14 protein-coding genes are annotated in these 21,024 nt (G+C 74.4%); 9 read left to right on the top strand and 5 right to left on the bottom strand.

The window, feature by feature from the left end:
• The first annotated feature begins 6 nt into the window (after positions 1-6).
• From IE287_RS14395 to IE287_RS14385, 3 genes are all read left to right on the top strand, one after another.
• A complete protein-coding gene (locus IE287_RS14395) occupies positions 7-1,044 on the top strand; it encodes an ABC transporter substrate-binding protein (RefSeq protein ID WP_189849415.1) in 1,038 nt (345 codons plus the stop codon).
• Positions 1,045-1,047: 3 nt separating this feature from the next.
• Positions 1,048-2,223: an LLM class flavin-dependent oxidoreductase gene (locus IE287_RS14390; RefSeq protein ID WP_189849414.1), complete on the top strand. Its 1,176-nt coding sequence runs from the start codon at positions 1,048-1,050 to the stop codon at positions 2,221-2,223.
• Between the two features lie 191 nt (positions 2,224-2,414).
• Entirely contained in the window at positions 2,415-3,503 is a 1,089-nt protein-coding gene (locus tag IE287_RS14385) for an NAD(P)-binding domain-containing protein (RefSeq protein ID WP_189849546.1), read from the top strand.
• On the opposite strand, the gene IE287_RS14380 is transcribed toward IE287_RS14385, so the two are convergent.
• The 3 genes from IE287_RS14380 to IE287_RS14370 all read right to left on the bottom strand — a co-directional run bounded on the left by IE287_RS14380 (position 3,493) and on the right by IE287_RS14370 (position 6,936).
• Complete coding sequence (locus IE287_RS14380; RefSeq protein WP_189849413.1) at positions 3,493-3,852, bottom strand: hypothetical protein; 360 nt, start codon at positions 3,850-3,852, stop codon at positions 3,493-3,495. The two genes, IE287_RS14385 and IE287_RS14380, sit on opposite strands and share 11 nt — an antisense overlap.
• Positions 3,853-3,914: 62 nt before the next feature.
• Entirely contained in the window at positions 3,915-4,811 is an 897-nt protein-coding gene (gene mltG, locus IE287_RS14375; protein ID WP_189849412.1) for an endolytic transglycosylase MltG, read from the bottom strand.
• Positions 4,812-5,100: 289 nt separating this feature from the next.
• On the bottom strand, positions 5,101-6,936 hold the full coding sequence (locus IE287_RS14370; RefSeq protein ID WP_189849411.1) for an ABC transporter ATP-binding protein: 1,836 nt from the start codon (positions 6,934-6,936) through the stop codon (positions 5,101-5,103).
• 97 nt (positions 6,937-7,033) lie between these two features.
• Here IE287_RS14370 and IE287_RS14365 point away from each other — a divergent pair, with 97 nt between their 5' ends.
• The 5 genes from IE287_RS14365 (at position 7,034) to IE287_RS14345 (ending at position 16,492) form a co-directional block, all read left to right on the top strand.
• Positions 7,034-7,495 (top strand): MarR family winged helix-turn-helix transcriptional regulator, encoded by a 462-nt coding sequence (locus tag IE287_RS14365; RefSeq protein WP_189849410.1) that lies wholly within the window; start codon positions 7,034-7,036, stop codon positions 7,493-7,495.
• A gap of 31 nt (positions 7,496-7,526) precedes the next feature.
• Positions 7,527-10,451, top strand: a complete 2,925-nt coding sequence (locus IE287_RS14360; protein WP_189849409.1) for an FAD-binding and (Fe-S)-binding domain-containing protein — start codon at positions 7,527-7,529, stop codon at positions 10,449-10,451.
• A gap of 209 nt (positions 10,452-10,660) precedes the next feature.
• Positions 10,661-12,667, top strand: coding sequence for an ABC transporter ATP-binding protein (locus IE287_RS14355; protein WP_229883484.1), 2,007 nt, complete (start codon positions 10,661-10,663; stop codon positions 12,665-12,667).
• 238 nt (positions 12,668-12,905) lie between these two features.
• Positions 12,906-14,714: an ABC transporter transmembrane domain-containing protein gene (locus tag IE287_RS14350; RefSeq protein WP_189849408.1), complete on the top strand. Its 1,809-nt coding sequence runs from the start codon at positions 12,906-12,908 to the stop codon at positions 14,712-14,714.
• Positions 14,711-16,492: an ABC transporter ATP-binding protein gene (locus tag IE287_RS14345; RefSeq protein WP_189849407.1), complete on the top strand. Its 1,782-nt coding sequence runs from the start codon at positions 14,711-14,713 to the stop codon at positions 16,490-16,492. The genes IE287_RS14350 and IE287_RS14345 overlap by 4 nt, the downstream gene beginning before the upstream one ends.
• A gap of 80 nt (positions 16,493-16,572) precedes the next feature.
• Here IE287_RS14345 and IE287_RS14340 read toward each other — a convergent pair whose 3' ends face one another.
• Positions 16,573-17,298, bottom strand: a complete 726-nt coding sequence (locus IE287_RS14340; RefSeq protein WP_229883483.1) for a S1 family peptidase — start codon at positions 17,296-17,298, stop codon at positions 16,573-16,575.
• A 284-nt stretch (positions 17,299-17,582) separates the two neighbouring features.
• Positions 17,583-18,374 (bottom strand): metal-dependent hydrolase, encoded by a 792-nt coding sequence (locus tag IE287_RS14335; protein ID WP_189849405.1) that lies wholly within the window; start codon positions 18,372-18,374, stop codon positions 17,583-17,585.
• A 132-nt stretch (positions 18,375-18,506) separates the two neighbouring features.
• Between IE287_RS14335 and IE287_RS14330 the strand changes: the two genes are divergently transcribed.
• Positions 18,507-21,020 carry a DEAD/DEAH box helicase gene (locus tag IE287_RS14330; RefSeq protein WP_189849404.1) on the top strand — a complete coding sequence of 838 codons (2,514 nt, stop codon included), beginning with the start codon at positions 18,507-18,509 and terminating at the stop codon, positions 21,018-21,020.
• Positions 21,021-21,024: the final 4 nt, after the last annotated feature.

Raw genomic sequence — 21,024 nt, 5'->3', positions numbered from 1 at the left:
CCTCCCGTGAAGTCCGTCCGACACGTCCTCGCCGCCGCGCTGCTGCTGCCGCTCGCCCTGCTCGCCACCACCGCCTGCACCTCCGCCTCCGGCGCCGACGCGGGCGGGAACACCGACGGCAAGGGCGATCTCGTCCTGAACGTCGGCGACCAGAAGGGCGGTTCCGAGGCCGTGCTGCGCGCCGCCGGAGAGCTCGACGACCTGCCGTACCGGGTGAAATGGTCCACCTTCACCTCCGGACCACCCCTCCTCGAAGCCGTCAACGCCGGCGCCGTCGACATCGGCGGCGTCGGCAACACCCCGCCCGTCTTCGCCGCCGGGGCCGGCTCGAAGATCACCGTGATCGCCGCGACCCACGGCGACTCGGCGGGCGAGGCCATCCTCGTGCCCAAGGACTCCCCTCTCCGCACCCCGGGCGACCTGAAGGGACGGAAGGTCGCGGTGACGCAGGGCAGTTCGGCCCACTTCCAGCTGGTCGGCTCGCTGGAGAGGGCCGGACTGACGCTGAAGGACGTCCAGGTGACGCTCCTCCAGCCGGCCGACGCGCTCGCCGCCTTCACCAGCGGGAAGGTCGACGCCTGGGCGGTCTGGGACCCGTACACCTCCCAGGTCCTGCACAGCGGTACCGGACGGATCCTCACCGACGGGCGCGGGGTCGTCAACGGCCTCGGCTTCCAGGTCGCCGCCCCGGCCGCGCTCGCGGACCCCGCGAAGGAGAAGGCCGTCGGGGACTTCGTCGAACGGCTGCGGCGCGCCCAGGAGTGGGTGTTCGGCCACCCGGAGGAGTGGGCGAAGGTCTGGGCGAAGGAGACGGGGCTGCCGTACGAGGTGGCGCTCGCCGCCGTGAAGCGCAGCAGCGGCACCCGGATCCCGGTCGCGCTCGACGGGGCCGCGATCGCCTCGGAGCAGCGGATCGCCGACACCTTCGCCGGGCTCGGCCTGATCCCGCGCCCGTTCCGCTTCGCCGACTTCGTGGACAACCGCTTCGACAAGGACCTGCCGCCGTCGACCACCCCGGCGCGCTCCTACGGAAAGGACGACTGACCCATGACGGTCCACCTGCACTGGTTCCTGCCCACCGGCGGCGACGGGCGCACCCTCGTCGACCGGCACGCCTACACCGACGGCGGGATCACCCGGAACCGCACCGGCGCGATCGCCGGGGTCCGCGCTCCGGACGTCGAGTACCTGGCGCAGATCGCCAAGGCGGCCGAACGGCTCGGCTTCGAGGCCGTGCTGACCCCGACCGGCACGTGGTGCGAGGACGCCTGGCTGACGACGGTCGCGCTCGCGCAGCACACCGAGCGGCTGAAGTTCCTCGTGGCGTTCCGGCCGGGGGTGCTGTCCCCGGTGCTGGCCGCCCAGATGGCCGCGACCTACCAGCGGATCACCCGCGGCCGGCTGCTGCTCAACGTGGTGACCGGCGGCGACTCCGTCGAGCAGCGGCGGTTCGGCGACCACCTGGACCACGACCAGCGGTACGCGCGGACCTCCGAGTTCCTGTCGGTCGTGCGGGGCGTGTGGAGCGGACGCCCGTTCGACTTCCGGGGCGAGCACTACCAGGTGGAGGGCGGGCTCACCGCGCTGCCGCCGGACCCGGTGCCGGAGGTGTTCTTCGGCGGGTCCTCCGCGGCTGCCGGTCCGGTCGCCGCCGAGCACGCGGACGTCTACCTCACCTGGGGCGAGCCCCCGTGGCAGGTGAAGGAGAAGATCGACTGGATCCGCCGGCTCGCGGAGGAGCGCGGCCGGACCGTGCGCTTCGGCATCCGGCTCCACACCATCTCGCGCGACTCCTCCCGAGAGGCGTGGGCGACGGCCGAGCGGCTCCTCTCCGACCTGGACGCGGAGACGGTCGCGGCGGCGCAGGCACTCCTCGGCCGCAGCGAGTCCGTGGGCCAGCAGCGCATGCTCGCCCTCCACCGGGGCGGCGCGCTCGACCGGGACCGGCTGGAGATCGCGCCGAACCTGTGGGCGGGCGTGGGGCTGGTGCGCGGCGGGGCCGGCACGGCGCTGGTCGGCAGCCACGCGGACGTCGCCGACCGCATCGAGGAGTACCACGACCTGGGCGTGGAGCACTTCGTGCTCTCCGGCTATCCGCACCTGGAGGAGGCGTACTGGTTCGGCGAGGGCGTCACCCCGCTGCTCGCGGAGCGCGGCCTGCTGACGACGGTGCCGGCATCCCCGCTCCTGGCGGGCGCGGCGGGGGTCGGCGGCGGGCGATAGCCGTCGGCGGAGACGGGGTGGGGGCCGGGAAGATCCCGGCCCCCACCCCCGTTGGTAGAAACGTGAACGATTCAGTGGTGGAAGCGGTGGCGGCGGCCGAAGCGGCCCGGCCGGCCGGAGCGCGGGCGGACGCCGGAGCGGCTTTCCGCACGACCGGCGCCGCGCCCGACCGCGCCGATGCCGGTGGCGGTGTGGTCGCCGACGTCGACGTGGTCGTCGTCGGCGCCGGTCAGGCGGGGCTCTCCGCCGCCTTCCACCTGCGCCGGACCGGACGGGAGCCGGACCGGGACTTCGTCGTCCTCGACCACGCTCCGCGGCCGGGCGGCGCCTGGCAGTTCCGCTGGCCGTCGCTGACCTACGGCAAGGTCCACGGCATGCACGCGCTGCCGGGCATGGAGCTGACCGGTGCCGATCCGGCCCGGCCCTCCTCCGAGGTGATCGGCGCCTACTTCGACACGTACGAGCGCACCTTCGACCTGCGCGTGCACCGGCCCGTCGACGTGACGGCCGTGCGGGAGGGCGGGGGCGGGCGACTGCGGGTGGAGACCTCGGAGGGGGCGTACGCGACCCGGGCGCTGATCAACGCCACCGGCACCTGGGACCGTCCCTTCTGGCCCCGCTACCCCGGTCAGGAGTCCTTCCGGGGGCTGCAGCTGCACACCGCGGACTACCCGGGGCCCGAGGCCTTCGCCGGGCGGCGGGTGATCGTGGTGGGCGGCGGCGCGTCGGGCACCCAGCACCTGCTGGAGATCGCCGGGCACGCCGCCGCGACGACCTGGGTGACCCGGCGCGAGCCGGTCTTCCGGGAGGGTTCCTTCGGGGAGGCGGAGGGCCGCGCCGCCGTCGCCCTGGTGGAGGACCGGGTCCGGCGGGGGCTGCCGCCGCGGAGCGTGGTGTCGGTGACCGGCCTCCCCCTCAACGACGCCGTGCGGGCGGGGCTCGCCGACGGGGTCCTGGACCGGCGGCCGATGTTCGAACGGATCACGCCGACCGGCGTCGTCTGGGCGGACGGCCGCACGGCCGACGCGGACGTGATCCTCTGGGCGACCGGCTTCCGGCCGGTGATCGACCACCTGGCCCCGCTGCGCCTGCGGGACCCGGGGGGCGGCATCCGGCTGGAGGGGACCCGTGCCGCCGTGGACGAGCGGGTCCACCTGGTCGGTTACGGCCCGTCGGCGTCGACGATCGGCGCCAACCGGGCCGGGCGGGCCGCGGTGAACGAGATCCGCCGCCTGCTGTCGCGCGAGCCGGCGCGCGGCGGCGGACCGGTCACGGTCTGAGCGACCCGTCGCGGGGCCGCCACTCCCCCTCCGGCGAGCGCGGCCCCGCCCCGGGCGCGAACCTCGTCCCGGACTCCGGCGCGAACCTCGGTCCGGACTCCGGCGCGTACCTCGGTCCGGACTCCGGCGCGTACCTCGGTCCGTCCTCCAGGCAGACGGCGCTCCGGGCGAGGAGGACCTGGGTGAGGACGTCGTGGGCGAGGGCGAAATGTCGCTCGTCCGGATGGGTGGTCAGCCGGATCTCGACCCAGGCGTCGTCGACGTCCATCCCGGTCACCCGGGCCAGCCGCCTGGCCTGCCAGGAGGTGATGGGCGACCAGATCCAGCGACGTCGTCTGAGCTGCTTCATGCGCTGCCCAACGAGCCGAACGCCCTCGCGATACCGCGCGAATCGGTCGATATCGCCAGAAGTCATCCACCGCCCTCCACCCCCTCTTCCGCGCCCTCCCGCGCCCGCCTCCGCCGTTCGTTGAATTCGGTCACGTTCGCCCGGTGGGCCGCGTAGTCGGCGGTGAAGCGGGTGTCGCCGGGGGCGACGGTGACGAAGTACAGCCAGTCGCCCGCGGGCGGACGGAGGGCCGCCGCCATCGCCTGCTCCCCGGGGTTGCCGATGGGGGCGGGCGGGAGCCCCTTGCGGGCGTAGGTGTTGTACGGACTGCCGATGCGGGTGTCGTCCGCGGTGGTGTCGACGGTGCTGCGCCCCAGGGCGTAGTTGAGGGTCGAGTCCATCTGGAGCGGCATGTCCCGGGCGAGCCGGTTGTGGACGACCCGGGCCACCTTCCCCATGTCGTCGGCGGTGTCCGCCTCGGCCTGCGCGATGCTCGCGACGATCAGGGCCTGGTGGACGGTGAGGCCCTGGGCCCGGGCCGCCCCGGCGGTCGCCGGGGTGCCGAAGCGGCGGCCGGCCGTGTCGACCATGGAACGGAGGAGGCCCTCGGCCGTGGTGCCGTCGGGCAGCGGATAGGTGGCGGGGAAGAGGTACCCCTCCGGATTGCCGCCGGCCGCGGCCGGGAGCCCGAGCGCCGCGGCGGGGGCGGTCGCCGCGGCGCGCGCGGTGCCGTCCGGCAGGGCGAGGGCGCGGTCGACGGCCTCGTACACCTGGGTGGAGCGCCACCCCTCGGGGACGAGGAGGGTGGGGGGCGCGGGCGGGGTGACGGGTCCCCGGTCGCGCGGGAGGAGCAGCAGCAGGGGGACGGCGGTGACGACGGCGAGGGCGAGGAGCGCGCCGGCGAGGACGGCCGCGCGGCCCCGGCGGGTGAGCCGGGGACGGCGGCGGGGCGCGTACGGGGAGGGCGGCCGGTACGGCATGGCCGCACCGTAACCCGGCGGGGGCGGGATTCCGGGGAGCCCGCGCACGCGGCGGCGCCGCCGGCCCCCTGGGACGGGGGGCCGGCGGCGCCGGGGAACTGCGTGCGTCAGACGAGCCAGCCCAGGAAGTGGAGGACGCCGGCGAGCAGATCGGTGATGACGTTCATGGTGGTGCTTCTCCTCGTACAGATGTTTCGTGGGACGGTGCGATCGGTGGTCTGCAGCCCCTCGCTCGCACAACGTAATCATCCGACTCCGTACGGGAGTTGGGCAATGGATCCCGAGACGATCACACGTTCGTGGGAACAACCGCTCCCGCGTTCGCCTGTTCGTCCCGGCGGACCAGGGCGGCGTAGCGGCCGTCGGCGGCCATCAGCTCCCGGTGGGTGCCGCTCTCCGCGATCCGGCCCGCCTCCAGGACGACGATCCGGTCGGCGTCGCGGACCGTGGAGAGGCGGTGGGCGATGGTGATCGTGGTGCGGCCCGCGGAGAGGGCGTCGATGGCCTGCTGCACCGCGTGCTCGGTACGGGTGTCGAGGGCGCTGGTCGCCTCGTCGAGGATGAGCACCGGCGGGTCGCGCAGGATCGTGCGGGCGATGGCCAGGCGCTGCTTCTCGCCGCCGGAGAAGCGGTAGCCGCGCTCGCCGACCAGGGTGTCGTACCCGTCGGGCAGCGAGGCGATGTGGTCGTGGATCTGGGCGGCCCGGGCGGCGGCCTCGATCTCCGCGTCGGTGGCGTCCGGCTTGGCGAAGCGCAGGTTGTCCGCGACCGAGGCATGGAAGAGGTAGGTCTCCTGGGAGACCACGCCGATCGCGGCCGCGAGGGTGTCGAAGCCGAGGTCGCGGACGTCGACGCCGTCCAGGGTGACCCTGCCGCCGGTCACGTCGTAGAGCCGGGGCACGAGGTAGCTGAGCGTGGACTTGCCGGAGCCGGTGGGGCCGACGACGGCGAGACTGCCTCCGGCGGGCACGGTCAGGTCGATGGAGTCGAGGGTGGGGCGGTCCGGGCGCTCGGGGTCGTAGTGGAAGCGGACCCCCTCGAAGCCGACCTCTCCGCGCACGGTGCCGATGCGGACGGGCTCCTCGGGCTCGGTGATGTCCACCTCGAGGTCGAGGTACTCGAAGATGCGCTGGAAGAGCGCGAGCGAGGTCTGCATCTGGACGCCGGTGGAGAGCAGGCTCACGGTGGGCCGGAAGAGACCCTGCTGGAGCGAGACGAACGCGACCAGGGTTCCGAGCGAGATCGCCGCGCCGCCCGCCTGTACGGCGAAGCCCGCCGCCCAGTAGAGCAGGGCCGGCATGGCGGCCATCACGATGCCGATGACGGACATCCGCCAGCGTCCGGCCATGGAGGAGCGCACTTCGAGGTCGACGAGGCGCTCGGACTCCCGGGCGAAGGACTCGGTGAGCGAGTCGGCGCGGCCCATGGTGCGGCCGAGCAGGATGCCGCTGACCGAGAGCGACTCGGTGACGGTCGCCGCCATGGCGGCCATCTGCTTCTGGCGCTGCGTGGTGATCCGCTTCCGCTCGTCGCCCACCCGGCGGCTGATCCAGACGAAGACGGGCAGCAGCAGGAGGGAGAAGAGGGTGAGCCGCCAGTCGAGCGCGAGCATCGCGACCACGGTGGCGACGACCGCGGTGAGGTTGGAGACCAGGGAGGTCGCCGTCGAGGTGACGGTGGCCTGCATGCCGCCGATGTCGTTGGCGATCCGGGACTGGACCTCGCCGGTCCTGGTCCGGGTGAAGAAGGCCAGCGGCATGCGCTGGAGGCGGCCGTAGACGGCGGTGCGCAGGTCGTGCATGACGCGCTGACCGACCGTGGTGGAGATCAGGGTCTGGAGCACGCCGAAGACACCGGTCAGCACGGCGGTGGCGATCATGCCGAGGGCGAGCAGGCTGAGCAGCCCGGTGCGCCCCTGGGGGATCGCGGTGTCGAGGATCTCCCTGAGGAGGAAGGGGGAGGCGACCGAGACCAGCGAGGCGGCGGCGACCAGGAGGCCGACGAGCGCGAGGCGGCCGCGGTAGGGGCGGAAGAGGCCGAGGATGCGCCGCAGCTGGGCGGGCTCCCTCGGCTGCGCGGGATCGCGCGGCGGAGGTGTCCAGGTGGACTCGTCGTGGGGACGCATGGGCTCCTTCGAGGATGCGAGACATGAGGGTGCAGAGGGGACTATAGCCCATTCTTACCTATGTTCACAATGAACAAGGTCCTGATATCGTTCCCCCATGAACTCCGCCGCCGTGAGCACCCCCGATCCCGACGGGCTCCTCGCCGAGCAGCTGCTCCGGCTCACCCGCCGGCTCCACCGCATCCAGAAGCGCCACCTGGAGCCGGTCGGCATCACCCCGGCCCAGTCCCGGCTCCTGCGGCTGGTCGCGCACTACGGCGACGCGCCGCCGCGGATGACCGACCTCGCCGCCCGCCTCGAAGTGGTCCCGCGCGCCGTGACCAGCCTCGTCGACGGCCTGGAGGCGGCCGGGCGGGTCCGCCGGGCGCCCGACCCGAGCAACCGCCGGGTGGTGCGGATCGAGCTCACCGACGAGGGACGCGCCACGCTGCGGGAGCTGCGCAGCGCGCGCCGGGCCGCCGCAGAGGACATCCTGGCTCCATTGACCGTCGAACAGCGCGAGGTGCTCGGAGGTCTGCTGACCGCCCTGGCCGGGCCCGTCCCGGAGAGCGGCTGCTGACGCCGGCGCCCGCGCCGAGGGGAGCCGTGCCATGCCGCTGCTGGAACCGAACCCGCAGGCCCTCAGCCCGGGACGGAAGCGGACCCCGGCCCCCGACCGGGTCCCGGACCTCCAGGCGCGGGGCACCCCACGGCGGCTGCGCGAGGACCTGGCGGCGCTGATCGGACCGGAGAAGGTGCTCTCGGGCGTCTCCGACCTCGTCCGGTACGCCTCCGACGCGAGCCCCTACCGCTTCCTGCCGCAGGTCGTCGTCGTCGCCGAGGACGTCGACGACATCTCGGCGGTGCTGTCCTACGCCCGCGGCAAGGGGCGCGAGGTGGTCTTCCGCGCCGCCGGCACCAGTCTCAACGGACAGGCGCAGGGCGAGGACATCCTCGTCGACGTCCGCCGCCACTGGGCGGGCGTGGAGGTCCTCGACGGCGGCGCGCGGGCCCGGATCCGCCCCGGCACCACCGTCGTCCGGGCCAACGCGGCCCTCGCGCCCCACGGCCGGGTGCTCGGCCCCGACCCGGCCAGCGCGGTCGCCTGCACCATCGGCGGGGTCGTCGCCAACAACGCCTCCGGGATGACCGCGGGCACCACCCGGAACTCCTACCGGACCGTCGCCTCGCTCACCGTCGTGCTCCCCGGCGGCACGGTCGTCGACACCGCCGACCCGGCCGCCGACGAGGAGCTGGCCCGCGCCGAGCCCCGGCTCTGCGCGGGGCTGCTCGCCCTCAAGGCCGAGATCGAGGCCGACGCGGAGCTCACGGACCGGATCCGCGCCAAGCACCGGATCAAGAACACCAACGGCTACCGTCTCGACGCCTTCCTCGACGGCGCCACCCCGGTGGAGATCCTGCGCGGCCTGATGGTCGGCTCCGAGGGCACCCTCGGCTTCCTCTCCGAGGTCGTCTTCGACACCCTCCCGCTCGACCGGCTGGTCTCCACCGCCCTGCTCTTCTTCCCCACCCTGCCCGCCGCCGCCGCGGCCGTGCCCCGCTTCACGGAGGCGGGGGCGCTCGCCGTCGAGCTGATGGACGGCAACACCCTGCGGGCCTCGGTGAGCGTGCCCGGCGTGCCGGCCGACTGGGCGGAGCTGCCCAAGGACACCACCGCGCTGCTCGTCGAGTTCCGGGCGCCCGACGAACCCGCCCTCGCGGCGTACCGGCGGGCGGCGGACGAGGTCCTGGCCGGGCTCGCCCTCGTCGCCCCGGTCCCCTCCGTCGACAACGCCTTCACCCGCGACCCGGCCGTCATCGGCGGCTACTGGAGGGCCCGCAAGGCCTTCGTGACGGCCGTCGGCGGCTCCCGCCCCTCCGGCACGACCCTGATCACCGAGGACTTCGCGGTGCCCCCGGACCGGCTGGCCGAGGCCTGCGCGGAACTGCTCGACCTCCAGGGCCGGCACGGCTTCGACGCCGCCGTCGCCGGGCACGCCGCCCACGGCAACCTGCACTTCCTCCTCGCCTTCGACGCCGCCGACCCCGCCGACGTCGAGCGGTACGCCTCCTTCATGGAGGACTTCTGCAAGCTCACCGTCGAGCGCTTCGACGGCTCCCTGAAGGCCGAGCACGCCACCGGACGCAACATCGCCCCCTTCCTGGAGCTGGAGTGGGGACCGAAGGCGACCGAGCTGATGTGGCGGACCAAGGAACTCGTCGACCCGGAAGGGGTCCTGGCCCCCCGGATCGTCCTCGACCGGGACCCGCAGGCACACCTGCGCGGCCTGAAGACCATCCCGTCCGTCGAGCGGATCGCCGACCCGTGCATCGAGTGCGGCTTCTGCGAACCGACCTGCCCCAGCAACGACCTGACGACCACTCCGCGCCAGCGGATCGTGCTGCGCCGGGAGATGCTGCGGCAGGCCGACGGCTCCCCCGTCGAACAGCGGCTCCTGGAGGCGTACGGCTACGACGCCGTCGACACCTGCGCCGGCGACTCCACCTGCAAGCTGGCCTGTCCCGTCGGCATCGACACGGGCGCGCTGATGAAGGACTTCCGGCACGCGCGGCACTCCCCCCGCGAGGAGCGGATCGCCGCCCTCGCCGCCCGGCACTTCCGCGCGGTGGAGGCCTCGGCACGGCTCGCGGTCGGCGCCGCCGACCGGATGGGGGACGGCTTCCTGGCACGGGTGACCGGCCTCGCCCGCAAGGCCGTCCGGCCCGACCTCGTCCCCGAGTGGCTGCCCGAGATCCCCGGCGCGGCGCGCCGGCGGCTCCCCCGCACCCACCGCCCGGCGGCCACCGCCGTCTACTACCCGGCCTGCGTCAACCGCATCTTCGGCAACCCCGAGGGGACCCCCGGCCCGTCCCTGCCCGAGGCCGTCGTCGCCGTCTCGGCCCGGGCCGGGCGCCCCGTCTGGATCCCCGACGACGTGGCCGGCACCTGCTGCGCCACCATCTGGCACTCCAAGGGGTACGAGGAGGGCAACGCGGTGATGGCCAACCGGATCGTCGAGGCCGCCTGGGGCTGGACGGCGGGCGGCCGGCTCCCGCTGGTGGTCGACGCCTCCTCCTGCACCCTCGGCATCGCCCACGAGGTCGTCCCCCACCTGACCGACGACAACCGCGCCCTGCACGCCGAACTGACCGTGGTGGACTCCCTGGTGTGGGCCGCCGACGAGCTCCTCCCCCGCCTGGAGGCCCGCCGCCGGGTCGACTCGGCGGTGGTGCACCCCACGTGCTCGATGCGGCACCTCGGGGACGCGGAGAAGCTCACCGAGATCGCGGAGTTCTGCGCCGACGAGGTCGTCGTGCCGGCCGACGCCGGCTGCTGCGCCTTCGCCGGCGACCGGGGCATGCTCCACCCCGAGCTGACCGCCTCGGCCACCGCCCGCGAGGCCGCCGAGGTCACCGCCCGCCCCTTCGACGCGCACCTCTCGGCCAACCGCATGTGCGAGATCGGCATGGACCGCGCCACCGGCCGCCGGTACGCCTCCGCCCTCCTCGCCCTGGAGCGGGCCACCCGCCCCTGACCCGGCCCGGTCGCCTCGGCCCGGCCGCCCCGCCCTGCCCCGGCCCGCCGCCCGCCCCGGGCCGGGGCGGGGCGGGCCGCCCGGTCACCGGCGCCTGTCCGGAAACGGCTCCCCCCGGCGGGTGAACCGCCCGCCGGACGGTGCGCCGCGGACGAGGCTGGGTAACTCCTCCCCTTCCGTGTCGCCACCCGGACGGGGGAACCACCACCGTGACCGCAGAGCAGACCTCCGACACCCCGCCGCCGGCCCCCGCGCCGACCCCGCCCGCCGAGGAGTACCGCTTCCAGCAGGGCAAGCTCGCCGCCCTCGAAGGCAGACCCACCTCGCCGTGGGTGATGGCCCGCCGGCTGCCGCAGCTCGTCCGCAAGGGGCTCGCGCTCGGCTGGCGGGTGGACCGCCGCGCCGTCGCCCTGCTCCTCTCCTGCCAGGCCCTGTCGGCCGTCCTGGAGGCCACCGGTCTGGTCGCCACCGGGTCCACCCTCACCTCGCTCGTCGCCCCCGGCGACATCCGCGACCGGATCGCGCAGGCGCTGCCCTCCATCGCGCTGATCGCGGCCGCCGTGGGCCTGCGGGCCGTCCTCGGCATCGTGATCTCCGACGTCTCCTCGCGCCTCTCGCCCCGGATCTCCCGCGAGGCCGAGCTGGAGATGCTGCACGCCGCCGCCCACGCCGAGCTCACCGCGTACGACCACCCCGGCTTCAACGACCAGTGGGACCACGCCGACCGCGGCGCCGACGTCGCCAAGGACCTCATCACCGAGTCGCAGATGCTGATGTCCTGCCTCGCCTCGATCATCGCCGCCGCCGGCGTCGTCGCCGTGCTCCACCCGGTGCTGCTGCCGCTGCTCGTGCTCGCGGTGCTCCCGCAGGCGCTGGCCCGGATGAAGGGCGCGCACCTCCAGTGGGAGAGCGGCCGGGCCGTCTCCGCCGAGCGGCGCACCCTCGGCCACCTGCGCTGGTACATCGCCGACCGGCAGATCGCCGACCAGCTCCGCTCCGGCACCATGTTCGGCTTCCTCCTCGGCCGCTACCGGGAGATCGGCGCCCGGGTGGACGACGTCACCGACCGGGCCATCCACCGCGGCTCGCGCTGGGCGATGGCGGGTTCGGTGGCCGGCGGCGCCGCCTCGGCCGTGATGTGGGGCGCGCTGGTGCTGCTGCTCGCCTCCGGACGGATGACGCTCGCGTCGGCCGGCACCGCCGTCTTCGCCCTCCAGACGGTGGGCAACAACCTGTACGGGATCGTCGGCTACGGCACCCGGATCTTCCGCACCGGCCTGTACGTGGACGACTGGGCCGACTTCATCGCGGAGGCCGGCGGCCACCGGCTCGACCGGGGCTCGATCGTCCCCGACCCGCCGAAGGCCGTCCGCGCCGAACGCCTCGGCTACACCTACCCGGACGCCGACGGGCCCGCGCTCGCCGACGTCACGCTGGAGGTGCGGGCCGGCGAGATCGTCGCCCTGGTCGGCGAGAACGGCTCCGGGAAGACGACGCTCTCCCGGCTGCTCACCGGCCTGTACCTGCCGACGGAGGGCACCGTCACCTGGGACGCGCGGGACGTCCGGGAGCTCGACGCGTACGCGATGTGGCGGCACACGGCGGTCGTCCCGCAGGTCTTCGCGCACTGGCCGCTGTCCGCCGAGGAGAACGTGACCCTCGGACAGCCGCGCGGCGGGACCGCGGCGCTGCTGCGGGCCGCCGAGCGGTCCGGTGCGGGCGAGGTGGTGGACGGGCTGCGCAGCGGCTGGGGGACGCTGCTGGCCCGGGAGTGGTTCGGCGGGGTGGAGCTGTCCGGCGGGCAGTGGCAGCGGATCGCGATCGCCCGGGCGTTCTACCGGCCGGGGGTGCTCGTCCTCGACGAGCCGACCAGCGCGCTGGACGCCCGCGCCGAGCACCGCATCTTCGCCGGGCTGCGGGAGGTCGCCGAAGGGCGGCCGGTCGTCCTGGTCACCCACCGGCTGGCGAACGTGGCGGTGGCCGACCGGATCGTCGTGCTCGGCCACGGGCAGATCGTGCAGGAGGGCACGTTCGAGGAACTCTCGGTCGCGCCCGGGCTCTTCCGGGAGCTGCTGGAGCTCCAGAACGACCGCAGCGTCCCGGGCCAGCGCCGGCCGGAGGACGCGACGGGGCGGGAAGGCCCGCCGGAGGCGACGGCCGGGCCGGGGGCGACCGCGCGCGAAACCCCGCCGGAGGGAGCGAGGGGACAGGAGTGACGGGGCGGGAGCGACGGGGCGGGAGCGACGGGCGTGCGCCACCGGGGTCCGGGGGTCCGATCCGTACCGCGGCAGCCGGAAAATCCGTTGCCGCGGGCCCGTGCGGGGGGCGAACCTGGCACGGATCCCGCACCCCGGGGTCCGTACCCACGGGGTCCCTCTCCGGGACCCCCGCCGACGCACGCCCGCGTGCCGCCGGACCACCCCCCGTCCGCCCCCGAGCACCCCTGGGGACGTCATGCAGATCCATCAACTCCCCTACGCCGACCCGGGGGTGCCCGACGTCCGCTCGGGCACCCGGTTCCTGATCTGGCTCGGGCGCATGCAGCTCGGCGGGCAGGTGCGGTCCCTGCTGTGGGGCCTGCTGCTCCAGCTGTCCATCGCGGGGCTGCCGGTCGGCGTCGGCATCGCCGTCCAGGGGGTCGTCGACCGCGACGGCGGCGGGCTCGCGCTCGGCTGCGGAGTGGCGGCGGCGCTCGGCGTCGGCATCGCCGTCGGCGACACCATGCTCCACCGCACGGCCGTCACCAACTGGATCACCGCCGCCGCGCGGGTGCAGCAGCTCCTCGCCCGCCGGACCGCCGGGCTCGGCTCGCTGCTGACCCGGCGGGTCGCGGCCGGAGAGGTCGTCGCGGTGTCGACGGGCGACGTCGAGAAGATCGGATGGTTCGTCGAGGCGTTCTCCCGGTTCGCCGCCGCCGTCCTCACCCTGCTGGCCGTCTGCGTCGGACTCGTCCTCTACGAACCGGCGCTCGGCGCCGTCGTCGCGATCGGCGTCCCGGCGCTCGCCCTGGCCGCGCTGCCGCTGCTGCCGCGCGCCACCCGCCGGGCCGACGAGCAGCGAGAAAAGGCCGGCAAGGCCACCGAGCTGGCGTCCGACACGGTCGCCGGGCTGCGCGTGCTCCGCGGCATCGGCGGCGAGGAGCTGTTCCTCGGCCGCTACCGGGCCGCCTCCCAGGAGGTCCGCCGGGCGGCCGTGCGCAGCGCCCGCATGTGGGCGCTGATCGCCGCCGTCCAGGTGCTGCTGCCGGGCCTGCTGCTGATCGCGGTGGTGGCCTACGGGGCGGGTCTGGCGCTCGACGGCCGGATCACGGTCGGCGCGCTCGTCACGGTCTACGGCGCGGTGGCGCTCACCCACCATCCGCTGCGGAACGTGGAGGAGATCGCGATGGCGTACGCCTTCTCCCGCCCGTCCGCGCGGCGCGCGGCACGGGTGCTGGCCCTGGCCCGGGTCACCGAGCCCGCCGGCCGGGGGCCCGGCGACCGGCCCCGGAAGCCGGGCGGCGACCTGTACGACCCGCTGACCGGCCTGATCGCCCCCGGCGGGCTGCTGACCGCCGTGGTGTGCGGGGACCCGGACGCGGCGGGCCGGCTCGCGGACCGGCTCGGCGGGCACCCGGCGGAGCCGGGCGAGGACCACGTCTCCGTCCGCCTGGGCGGGGTGCCGCTGGACGAACTGCCGCTGGACGCGGCCCGGACGGCCGTCCTCGTCCAGGACAAGGAGCCGGTGCTGCTGTCGGGCACCCTCCACGAGCTGCTCGACGTGCCCTCGTCGGGGGCGGTCCGGGCGCGGGACGCGCTCGCCGCCGCCCGCTGCGAGGACGTCCTCGACGCGCTCGCGCAGGCGTCGGTGGAGACCGACGGGGACCCGATGCGGACCCGGATCACGGAGCGGGGCCGCTCCCTCTCCGGCGGTCAGCGCCAGCGCCTCGCGCTCGCCCGGTCCCTGGTGACCGACCCGGAGGTGCTCGTCCTCGACGAGCCGACCTCGGCGGTCGACTCGCACACCGAGGCCCGGGTCGCGGACGGGGTCCGCAAGCTGCGGGCGGGCGCCACCACCGTGGTGCTGGCCTCGTCGCCGCTGCTCCTGGACCTGGCGGACCGGGTGGTCCTGGTCCACGAGGGCCGGGCGGTCGCCCACGGCACCCACCGCGAACTGCTGGCGGACGAACCGCGCTACCGGGCGGTCGTCACCCGGGAGACCGACGACGAACTCGCCGCGACGGCCGTGGCCGGACGCGAAGCACCGGAAGGGGACACCGCATGATCGGCCTGGCGCCGCCCGCGTACGACCCGGCGGCCCCCACGACCGCCACGACCCTGCCCGTCGCCGCCGGCGGGACCGTCCGGGCCTACGTCCGGGCGCTGCTGCGCCGGCACCGGAAGGCCTTCGCGCTGCTCGTCGGGGTGAACGCGGTCGCCGTGACCGCGTCCATGGCGGGGCCGTACGTGCTCGGGCAGGTCGTGGACCGGCTCGCCGAGGGCGCCCGGGAGCTGCATCTGGGCGGCTCGGTGGCGGTGTTCGCCGTCGCGCTGGCGGTGCAGACGGTCTTCGTGCGGCTCGTCCGGCTGCGCGGGGCGATGCTCGGCGAGGAGATGCTCGCCGACCTGCGCGAGGACTTCCTGGTCCGGGCGGTCGGCCTCCCGCCGGGCGTCCTGGAGCGGGCCGGCACCGGCGACCTGCTCTCCCGCATCACCACCGACGTGGACCGGCTGGCCAACGCGATGCGCGAGGCCGTGCCGCAGCTCGTCATCGGCGTGGTGTGGGTTGGGCTGCTGATCGGCGGGCTCGCCCTCACCGCGCCGCCGCTCGCCCTGGCCGTGGTGCTCGCCGCGCCGCTGCTGATCGCCGGCTGCCGCTGGTACTTCAGGCGGGCGCCCGCCGCCTACCGCTCGGAGGCGGCCGGGTACGCGGCGGTGGCGGCCGTGCTCGCCGAGACCGTCGACGCGGGCCGCACGGTCGAGGCGCACCGGCTCGGCGCGCGCCGGGTGGCGCTCTCGGACCGGCGGATCCACGAGTGGACGCGCTGGGAGCGGTACACCCTCTTCCTGCGGGCGGTGCTCTTCCCCGTCGTCACGCTCACCCACACGACGGTGCTGTGCGGGGTGCTCGCCATCGGCGGCTTCTGCGTCCTCCGCGGCTGGATGGACGTCGGGCAGCTGACGACGGGCGCGCTGCTCGCGCAGATGCTGGTGGACCCGATCGGGATCGTGCTGCGCTGGTACGACGAGCTCCAGGTGGCGCAGGTGTCGCTGGCCCGGCTCGTGGGCGTGCGGGACATCGAGCCGGAGCCCGGCGACGGGTCGGTGCGGCCCGAGGGGCGTGCGGTCGAGGCCGCCGGGGTGCGCTTCGGTTACCGGGAGGGCGTGGACGTCCTGCACGGGGTGTCGCTCGCCGTCCCTCCGGGCACCCGGGTCGCGCTGGTCGGCCCTTCCGGGGCGGGCAAGTCGACGCTGGGCCGGCTCCTCGCGGGCATCTACGGTCCGCGCGCCGGGTCGGTCACGCTCGGCGGCGCCGAGCTGGCCCGGATGCCGGCCGAGCGGGTCCGCGAGCACGTGGCGCTGGTCAACCAGGAGCACCACGTCTTCGTCGGCACGCTCCGCGACAACCTGCTCCTCGCCCGCCCGCAGGCCGGTGATCCGGAGCTGTGGACGGCGCTGGGGGCGGTGGACGCGGAGGGCTGGGCCCGGGGTCTGGAGGCGGGCCTGGACACCGAGGTCGGTTCGGGCGGGCGGGCGCTGACCCCGGCGCAGGCCCAGCAGATCGCGCTGGCGCGGCTGGTGCTGGCCGATCCGCACACGCTGGTCCTGGACGAGGCGACCTCGCTCCTCGACCCGCGCGCGGCCCGGCACCTGGAGCGCTCGCTCGGCCGGGTCCTGGACGGGCGCACGGTGGTGGCGATCGCGCACCGGCTGCACACGGCCCACGACGCCGACCTGATCGCGGTCGTCGAGCAGGGCCGGATCAGCGAGCTGGGCAGCCACCACGAGCTGGTCGCGGCGGACGGCGCCTACGCGGCGCTGTGGCGCTCCTGGCACGGCTGAGCCCGGGCCGTCGTGCCCGGCCCGGGCGACGGTCGTGACCCGCCCCGACCGGGCGCGGGTCACGACCGTCCGGCCGGCGGTCAGACGCCGGCGACCGACTGGATCCAGGAGCGGTAGGCCGTCACGTTGGTGTACGCGGTGGTCGTCTGGCGGTCGCTGGTGGAGGCGACCCCGACCTGGACGCCGTTGGCCATCATCGGGCCGCCGGAATCCCCGCCGGCGGTGATGCCGTTGCCGCGCCGGGCGCAGATCGCCGAGCCGCTGTACGCGTCACGACAGCCGCCGGTCACCGTCACGTCGGCGACCTTCAGGTAGCGGGACTGACAGGTGGCCTCGGAGCCGCACTGGGAGGTGGCGCCCCAGCCGTAGACCTGGACGCTCTGTCCGACGCTCACGGAACCGGGCTGGCCGAGCCGGGCGTAGGTCGCCGTCACGGAGCGGTCCAGGCGGACCAGGGCGAGATCGGAGCTGTGGGTGTAGGTCTGGGCCCCGTTGGCGACGGTCCCGCCGCTGTGCTGGTCCAGACTGCCGATCCGGAAGGACAGTCCGCCCCCGGTGACGCAGTGCTTGGCCGTCAGGATCCAGGTGGGGGCGATGATCGTCGCGGAGCAGGTCTCCCTGCCGTTGGAGAAGAGCCGGGCCGCCCAGGGGCCGCTCTGGGCGTATCCGCCGCCGATGATCGGCTGGACGGCCGCGGCGTCGGCGCGGACGGGCGTCCGCTCCGCGGCGGTGGCGGCGGGCGCGAAGAGGGCGAGCACGGAGAGCGTCGAGGCTGCGACGGACGCCCATATGCGGTGCGTGCGCAAGGTTCCTCGTCTCCGACGGCACGCGGAAGTGCCGCCTGTGGGGGGAGTGGGTGGAACCAGAGTGGTCACGCGGGGGATCCCCGGGTAATCCCGTTCGGCCATAACGCCGTGTTATCCCCGGGCCCGGCGGTCGTGGCGCCCCCGGGTCCGGAGGGGGTCTGGCGCCCCCGGGCCCGGCGGTCGTGGCGTCCCGGGTCCGGGGTGGGCGGGGCGCGGGGCGGCGGGCCGCCGGGGCCCGGCTCCCGCGCCGCCGGGCCGGTGTCCGGGCGACCGTGCCGGAAGGGTCAGAGGAAGCCGAGCGCGGAGGCCCCGCCGACGCCCCCGAGGATCATGAAGACCGGCATGAGGACCTTCAGCTCGACCCAGCTGCCGGCGCGGAAGCGCAGGCCCTTGGGCGGGCCGATGGGGTACCAGCGCTTGCGGGCGATGGGGAGCGGCCAGAGGATCGGGCAGCCGGAGACGGTGAGCGCGTCGCCGATGTCGTGGACGAGGGCGCCGAGGACGATCGGCAGGCCGAGCCACAGGTACTCCTGGCCGGGAGCGGTGAAGAGCCAGTCCGAGCCGTTGCCCGGCTGGTCGAGGACGCCCGCGAGGATCCAGGCGCTGGTCGCGCCGAGCAGCCAGACCAGGATGTCGCTGGACATCCGGGCGGCCCGCCACAGCAGGCCCTCGACGGCGAGGACGAGGTGGACGAAGAGGATGGCGAGGACCGCCCAGCGGCCGCCGGTGACGGCCGCGACCGAGCAGCCGCCGCCGATGAGGACGGCCCACAGCCAGGTGTGGGTGAGGGTGCGGTGGCCGCCGGAGCGGCGCGGGTCCTGGGGGCTGCGGGTCGCCTTGTAGACGGCGTACGAGAGCTTGTCGACGACCTCGCACAGGCCCCGGGAGACGGGGCCGAAGGCGCGCGAGATGGTGGCCGACTTGTGGTCCAGGTCGGGGGCGAGGGCGGCGCCCGCGCACAGCAGCGCCCCGACGAGGAGCACCGGCCAGGGCATCGGGTGGTCGAGGGCGGCCGCGGCGGCTCCCGCGCCCAGCCAGGCCGCCGCTCCGGACAGCGAGTGCGCCGGTCCCATCATGGTCGGTTCCGCCCCGTTTCTCCCCTGCCGGCGCCGCATTGACGACCGGTCGACGGGGCAGCCTATCGGGCGTGATCTTGACGTTCGACAGCCGGTTCCCTCATCCGGGCGGAATGCAGGCAAGATGGTGACGTGACCCTTATCGATCAGCTGCCGCCGACCGCCGACCCCGACGCCCTCTTCGAGGCCTTCTCCTCCTGGGCGGAGGAGCGCGGCATCACGCTCTACCCGGCGCAGGAGGAGGCGCTGATCGAGGTGGTCTCGGGGGCGAACGTCATCCTGTCGACCCCGACGGGGTCCGGGAAGTCGCTGGTGGCGGCGGGGGCGCACTTCACGGCGCTCGCCAACGACCAGGTCACCTTCTACACGGCGCCGATCAAGGCGCTGGTGTCGGAGAAGTTCTTCGACCTGTGCAAGATCTTCGGCACGGAGAACGTCGGCATGCTGACCGGCGACGCGTCGGTGAACGCGGACGCGCCGGTCATCTGCTGTACGGCGGAGGTGCTGGCCTCGATCGCGCTGCGGGACGGCAAGGACGCCGACATCGGCCAGGTCGTCATGGACGAGTTCCACTTCTACGCCGAGGCGGACCGGGGGTGGGCCTGGCAGATCCCGCTGCTGGAACTCCCCCAGGCACAGTTCGTGCTCATGTCGGCGACGCTCGGCGACGTGTCGATGTTCGAGAAGGACCTCACCCGGCGCACCGGCCGCCCCACCTCGGTGGTCCGTTCGGCGACCCGGCCGGTGCCGCTCTCGTACGAGTACCGGCTCACGCCCATCACCGACACGCTGACCGAGCTCCTGGAGACCCGCCAGGCGCCCGTCTACATCGTGCACTTCACGCAGGCGCAGGCCGTCGAGCGGGCACAGTCGCTGATGAGCATCAACATGTGCACGCGCGAGGAGAAGGACAAGATCGCCGAGCTGATCGGCAACTTCCGCTTCACCACCAAGTTCGGCCAGAACCTCTCCCGCTACGTCCGGCACGGCATCGGCGTGCACCACGCCGGCATGCTGCCGAAGTACCGGCGGCTGGTGGAGAAGCTGGCGCAGGCGGGTCTGCTGAAGGTGATCTGCGGGACGGACACCCTCGGCGTCGGCGTGAACGTGCCGATCCGCACGGTGCTCTTCACCGCCCTCACCAAGTACGACGGCAACCGGGTGCGGACGCTGCGCGCCCGCGAGTTCCACCAGATCGCGGGCCGGGCGGGCCGGGCCGGCTTCGACACCGCCGGCTTCGTGGTGGCGCAGGCGCCCGAGCACGTCATCGAGAACGAGAAGGCGCTGGCGAAGGCCGGCGACGACCCGAAGAAGCGCCGCAAGGTGGTCCGGAAGAAGGCGCCCGAGGGCTTCGTCGCCTGGAGCGACACGACCTTCGAGAAGCTTCAGACCGCCGAGCCGGAGCCGCTGACCTCCCGCTTCAAGGTCACCAACATCATGCTGCTGTCGGTGATCGCCCGCCCCGGCAACGCCTTCGAGGCGATGCGCAAGCTCCTGGAGGACAACCACGAGCCGCGCCGCAACCAGCTCAAGCACATCCGGCGGGCCATCGCGATCTACCGCTCGCTGCTGGACGGCGGCGTGGTGGAGCAGCTGGACGCCCCGGACGCGGAGGGCCGCACGATCCGGCTGACCGTCGACCTCCAGCAGGACTTCGCGCTGAACCAGCCGCTGTCGACGTTCGCGCTGGCCGCGTTCGACCTGCTCGACCCCGAATCGCCGTCGTACGCCCTGGACATGGTCTCCGTGGTCGAGTCGACGCTGGACGACCCGCGCCAGATCCTCGCCGCGATGCAGAACAAGGCGCGCGGGGAGGCCGTCGGCCGGATGAAGGCGGACGGGGTGGAGTACGAGGAGCGGATGGAGCGGCTCCAGGACGTCTCCTACCCCAAGCCGCTGGAGGAGCTCCTCTGGCACGCGTACAACGTCTACCGGAAGTCGCACCCGTGGGTCGGCGACCACCCGGTGTCGCCGAAGTCCGTCATCCGCGACATGTACGAACGGGCGATGACCTTCACCGAGTTCACCTCCCACTACGAGCTGGCGCGGACCGAGGGCATCGTGCTGCGCTACCTGGCGAGCGCGTACAAGGCGCTCGACCACACCATCCCGGACGACCTGAAGACGGACGACCTGGAGGACCTGATCGCCTGGCTGGGCGAGATGGTGCGCCAGGTGGACTCCTCGCTGCTCGACGAGTGGGAGCAGCTGGCGAACCCGGAGGTCCAGACGGCCGAGGAGGCGCAGGAGAAGGCCGACCAGGTCAAGCCGGTCACGGCGAACGCGCGCGCCTTCCGGGTCCTGGTGCGCAACGCGATGTTCCGGCGGGTGGAGCTGGCGGCGCTCGACAAGGTCGGCGAGCTGGGCGAGATGGACGCCGGGTCCGGCTGGGACGCCGACGCGTGGGGCGACGCGATGGACGCGTACTGGGACGAGTACGAGGACCTGGGCACCGGCCCCGACGCGCGCGGCCCGAAGCTGCTGGCGATCGAGGAGGACGCGGCGCACGGCCTGTGGCGCGTCCGGCAGACCTTCGCCGACCCGAACGGCGACCACGACTGGGGCATCAGCGCGGAGGTGGACCTGGCCGCCTCCGACGAGGAGGGCCGGGCGGTCGTCCGCGTGACCTCGGTCGGACAGCTGTAGGCCC

Source organism: Streptomyces omiyaensis (assembly GCF_014650895.1).
Lineage (GTDB): Bacteria > Actinomycetota > Actinomycetes > Streptomycetales > Streptomycetaceae > Streptomyces > Streptomyces omiyaensis.
Note: the sequence above shows the minus strand (reverse complement) of the source record. Positions and strands in the feature narration are given on the sequence as shown.

Coding starts and splice junctions, on each gene's coding strand:
- IE287_RS14390 (WP_189849414.1), top strand. CDS start 1,048: ATGACGGTCCACCTGCACTGGTTCCTGCCCACCGGCGGCGACGGGCGC.
- IE287_RS14380 (WP_189849413.1), bottom strand. CDS start 3,852: ATGAAGCAGCTCAGACGACGTCGCTGGATCTGGTCGCCCATCACCTCC.
- mltG (WP_189849412.1), bottom strand. CDS start 4,811: ATGCCGTACCGGCCGCCCTCCCCGTACGCGCCCCGCCGCCGTCCCCGG.
- IE287_RS14370 (WP_189849411.1), bottom strand. CDS start 6,936: ATGCGTCCCCACGACGAGTCCACCTGGACACCTCCGCCGCGCGATCCC.
- IE287_RS14365 (WP_189849410.1), top strand. CDS start 7,034: ATGAACTCCGCCGCCGTGAGCACCCCCGATCCCGACGGGCTCCTCGCC.
- IE287_RS14360 (WP_189849409.1), top strand. CDS start 7,527: ATGCCGCTGCTGGAACCGAACCCGCAGGCCCTCAGCCCGGGACGGAAG.
- IE287_RS14350 (WP_189849408.1), top strand. CDS start 12,906: ATGCAGATCCATCAACTCCCCTACGCCGACCCGGGGGTGCCCGACGTC.
- IE287_RS14345 (WP_189849407.1), top strand. CDS start 14,711: ATGATCGGCCTGGCGCCGCCCGCGTACGACCCGGCGGCCCCCACGACC.
- IE287_RS14335 (WP_189849405.1), bottom strand. CDS start 18,374: ATGATGGGACCGGCGCACTCGCTGTCCGGAGCGGCGGCCTGGCTGGGC.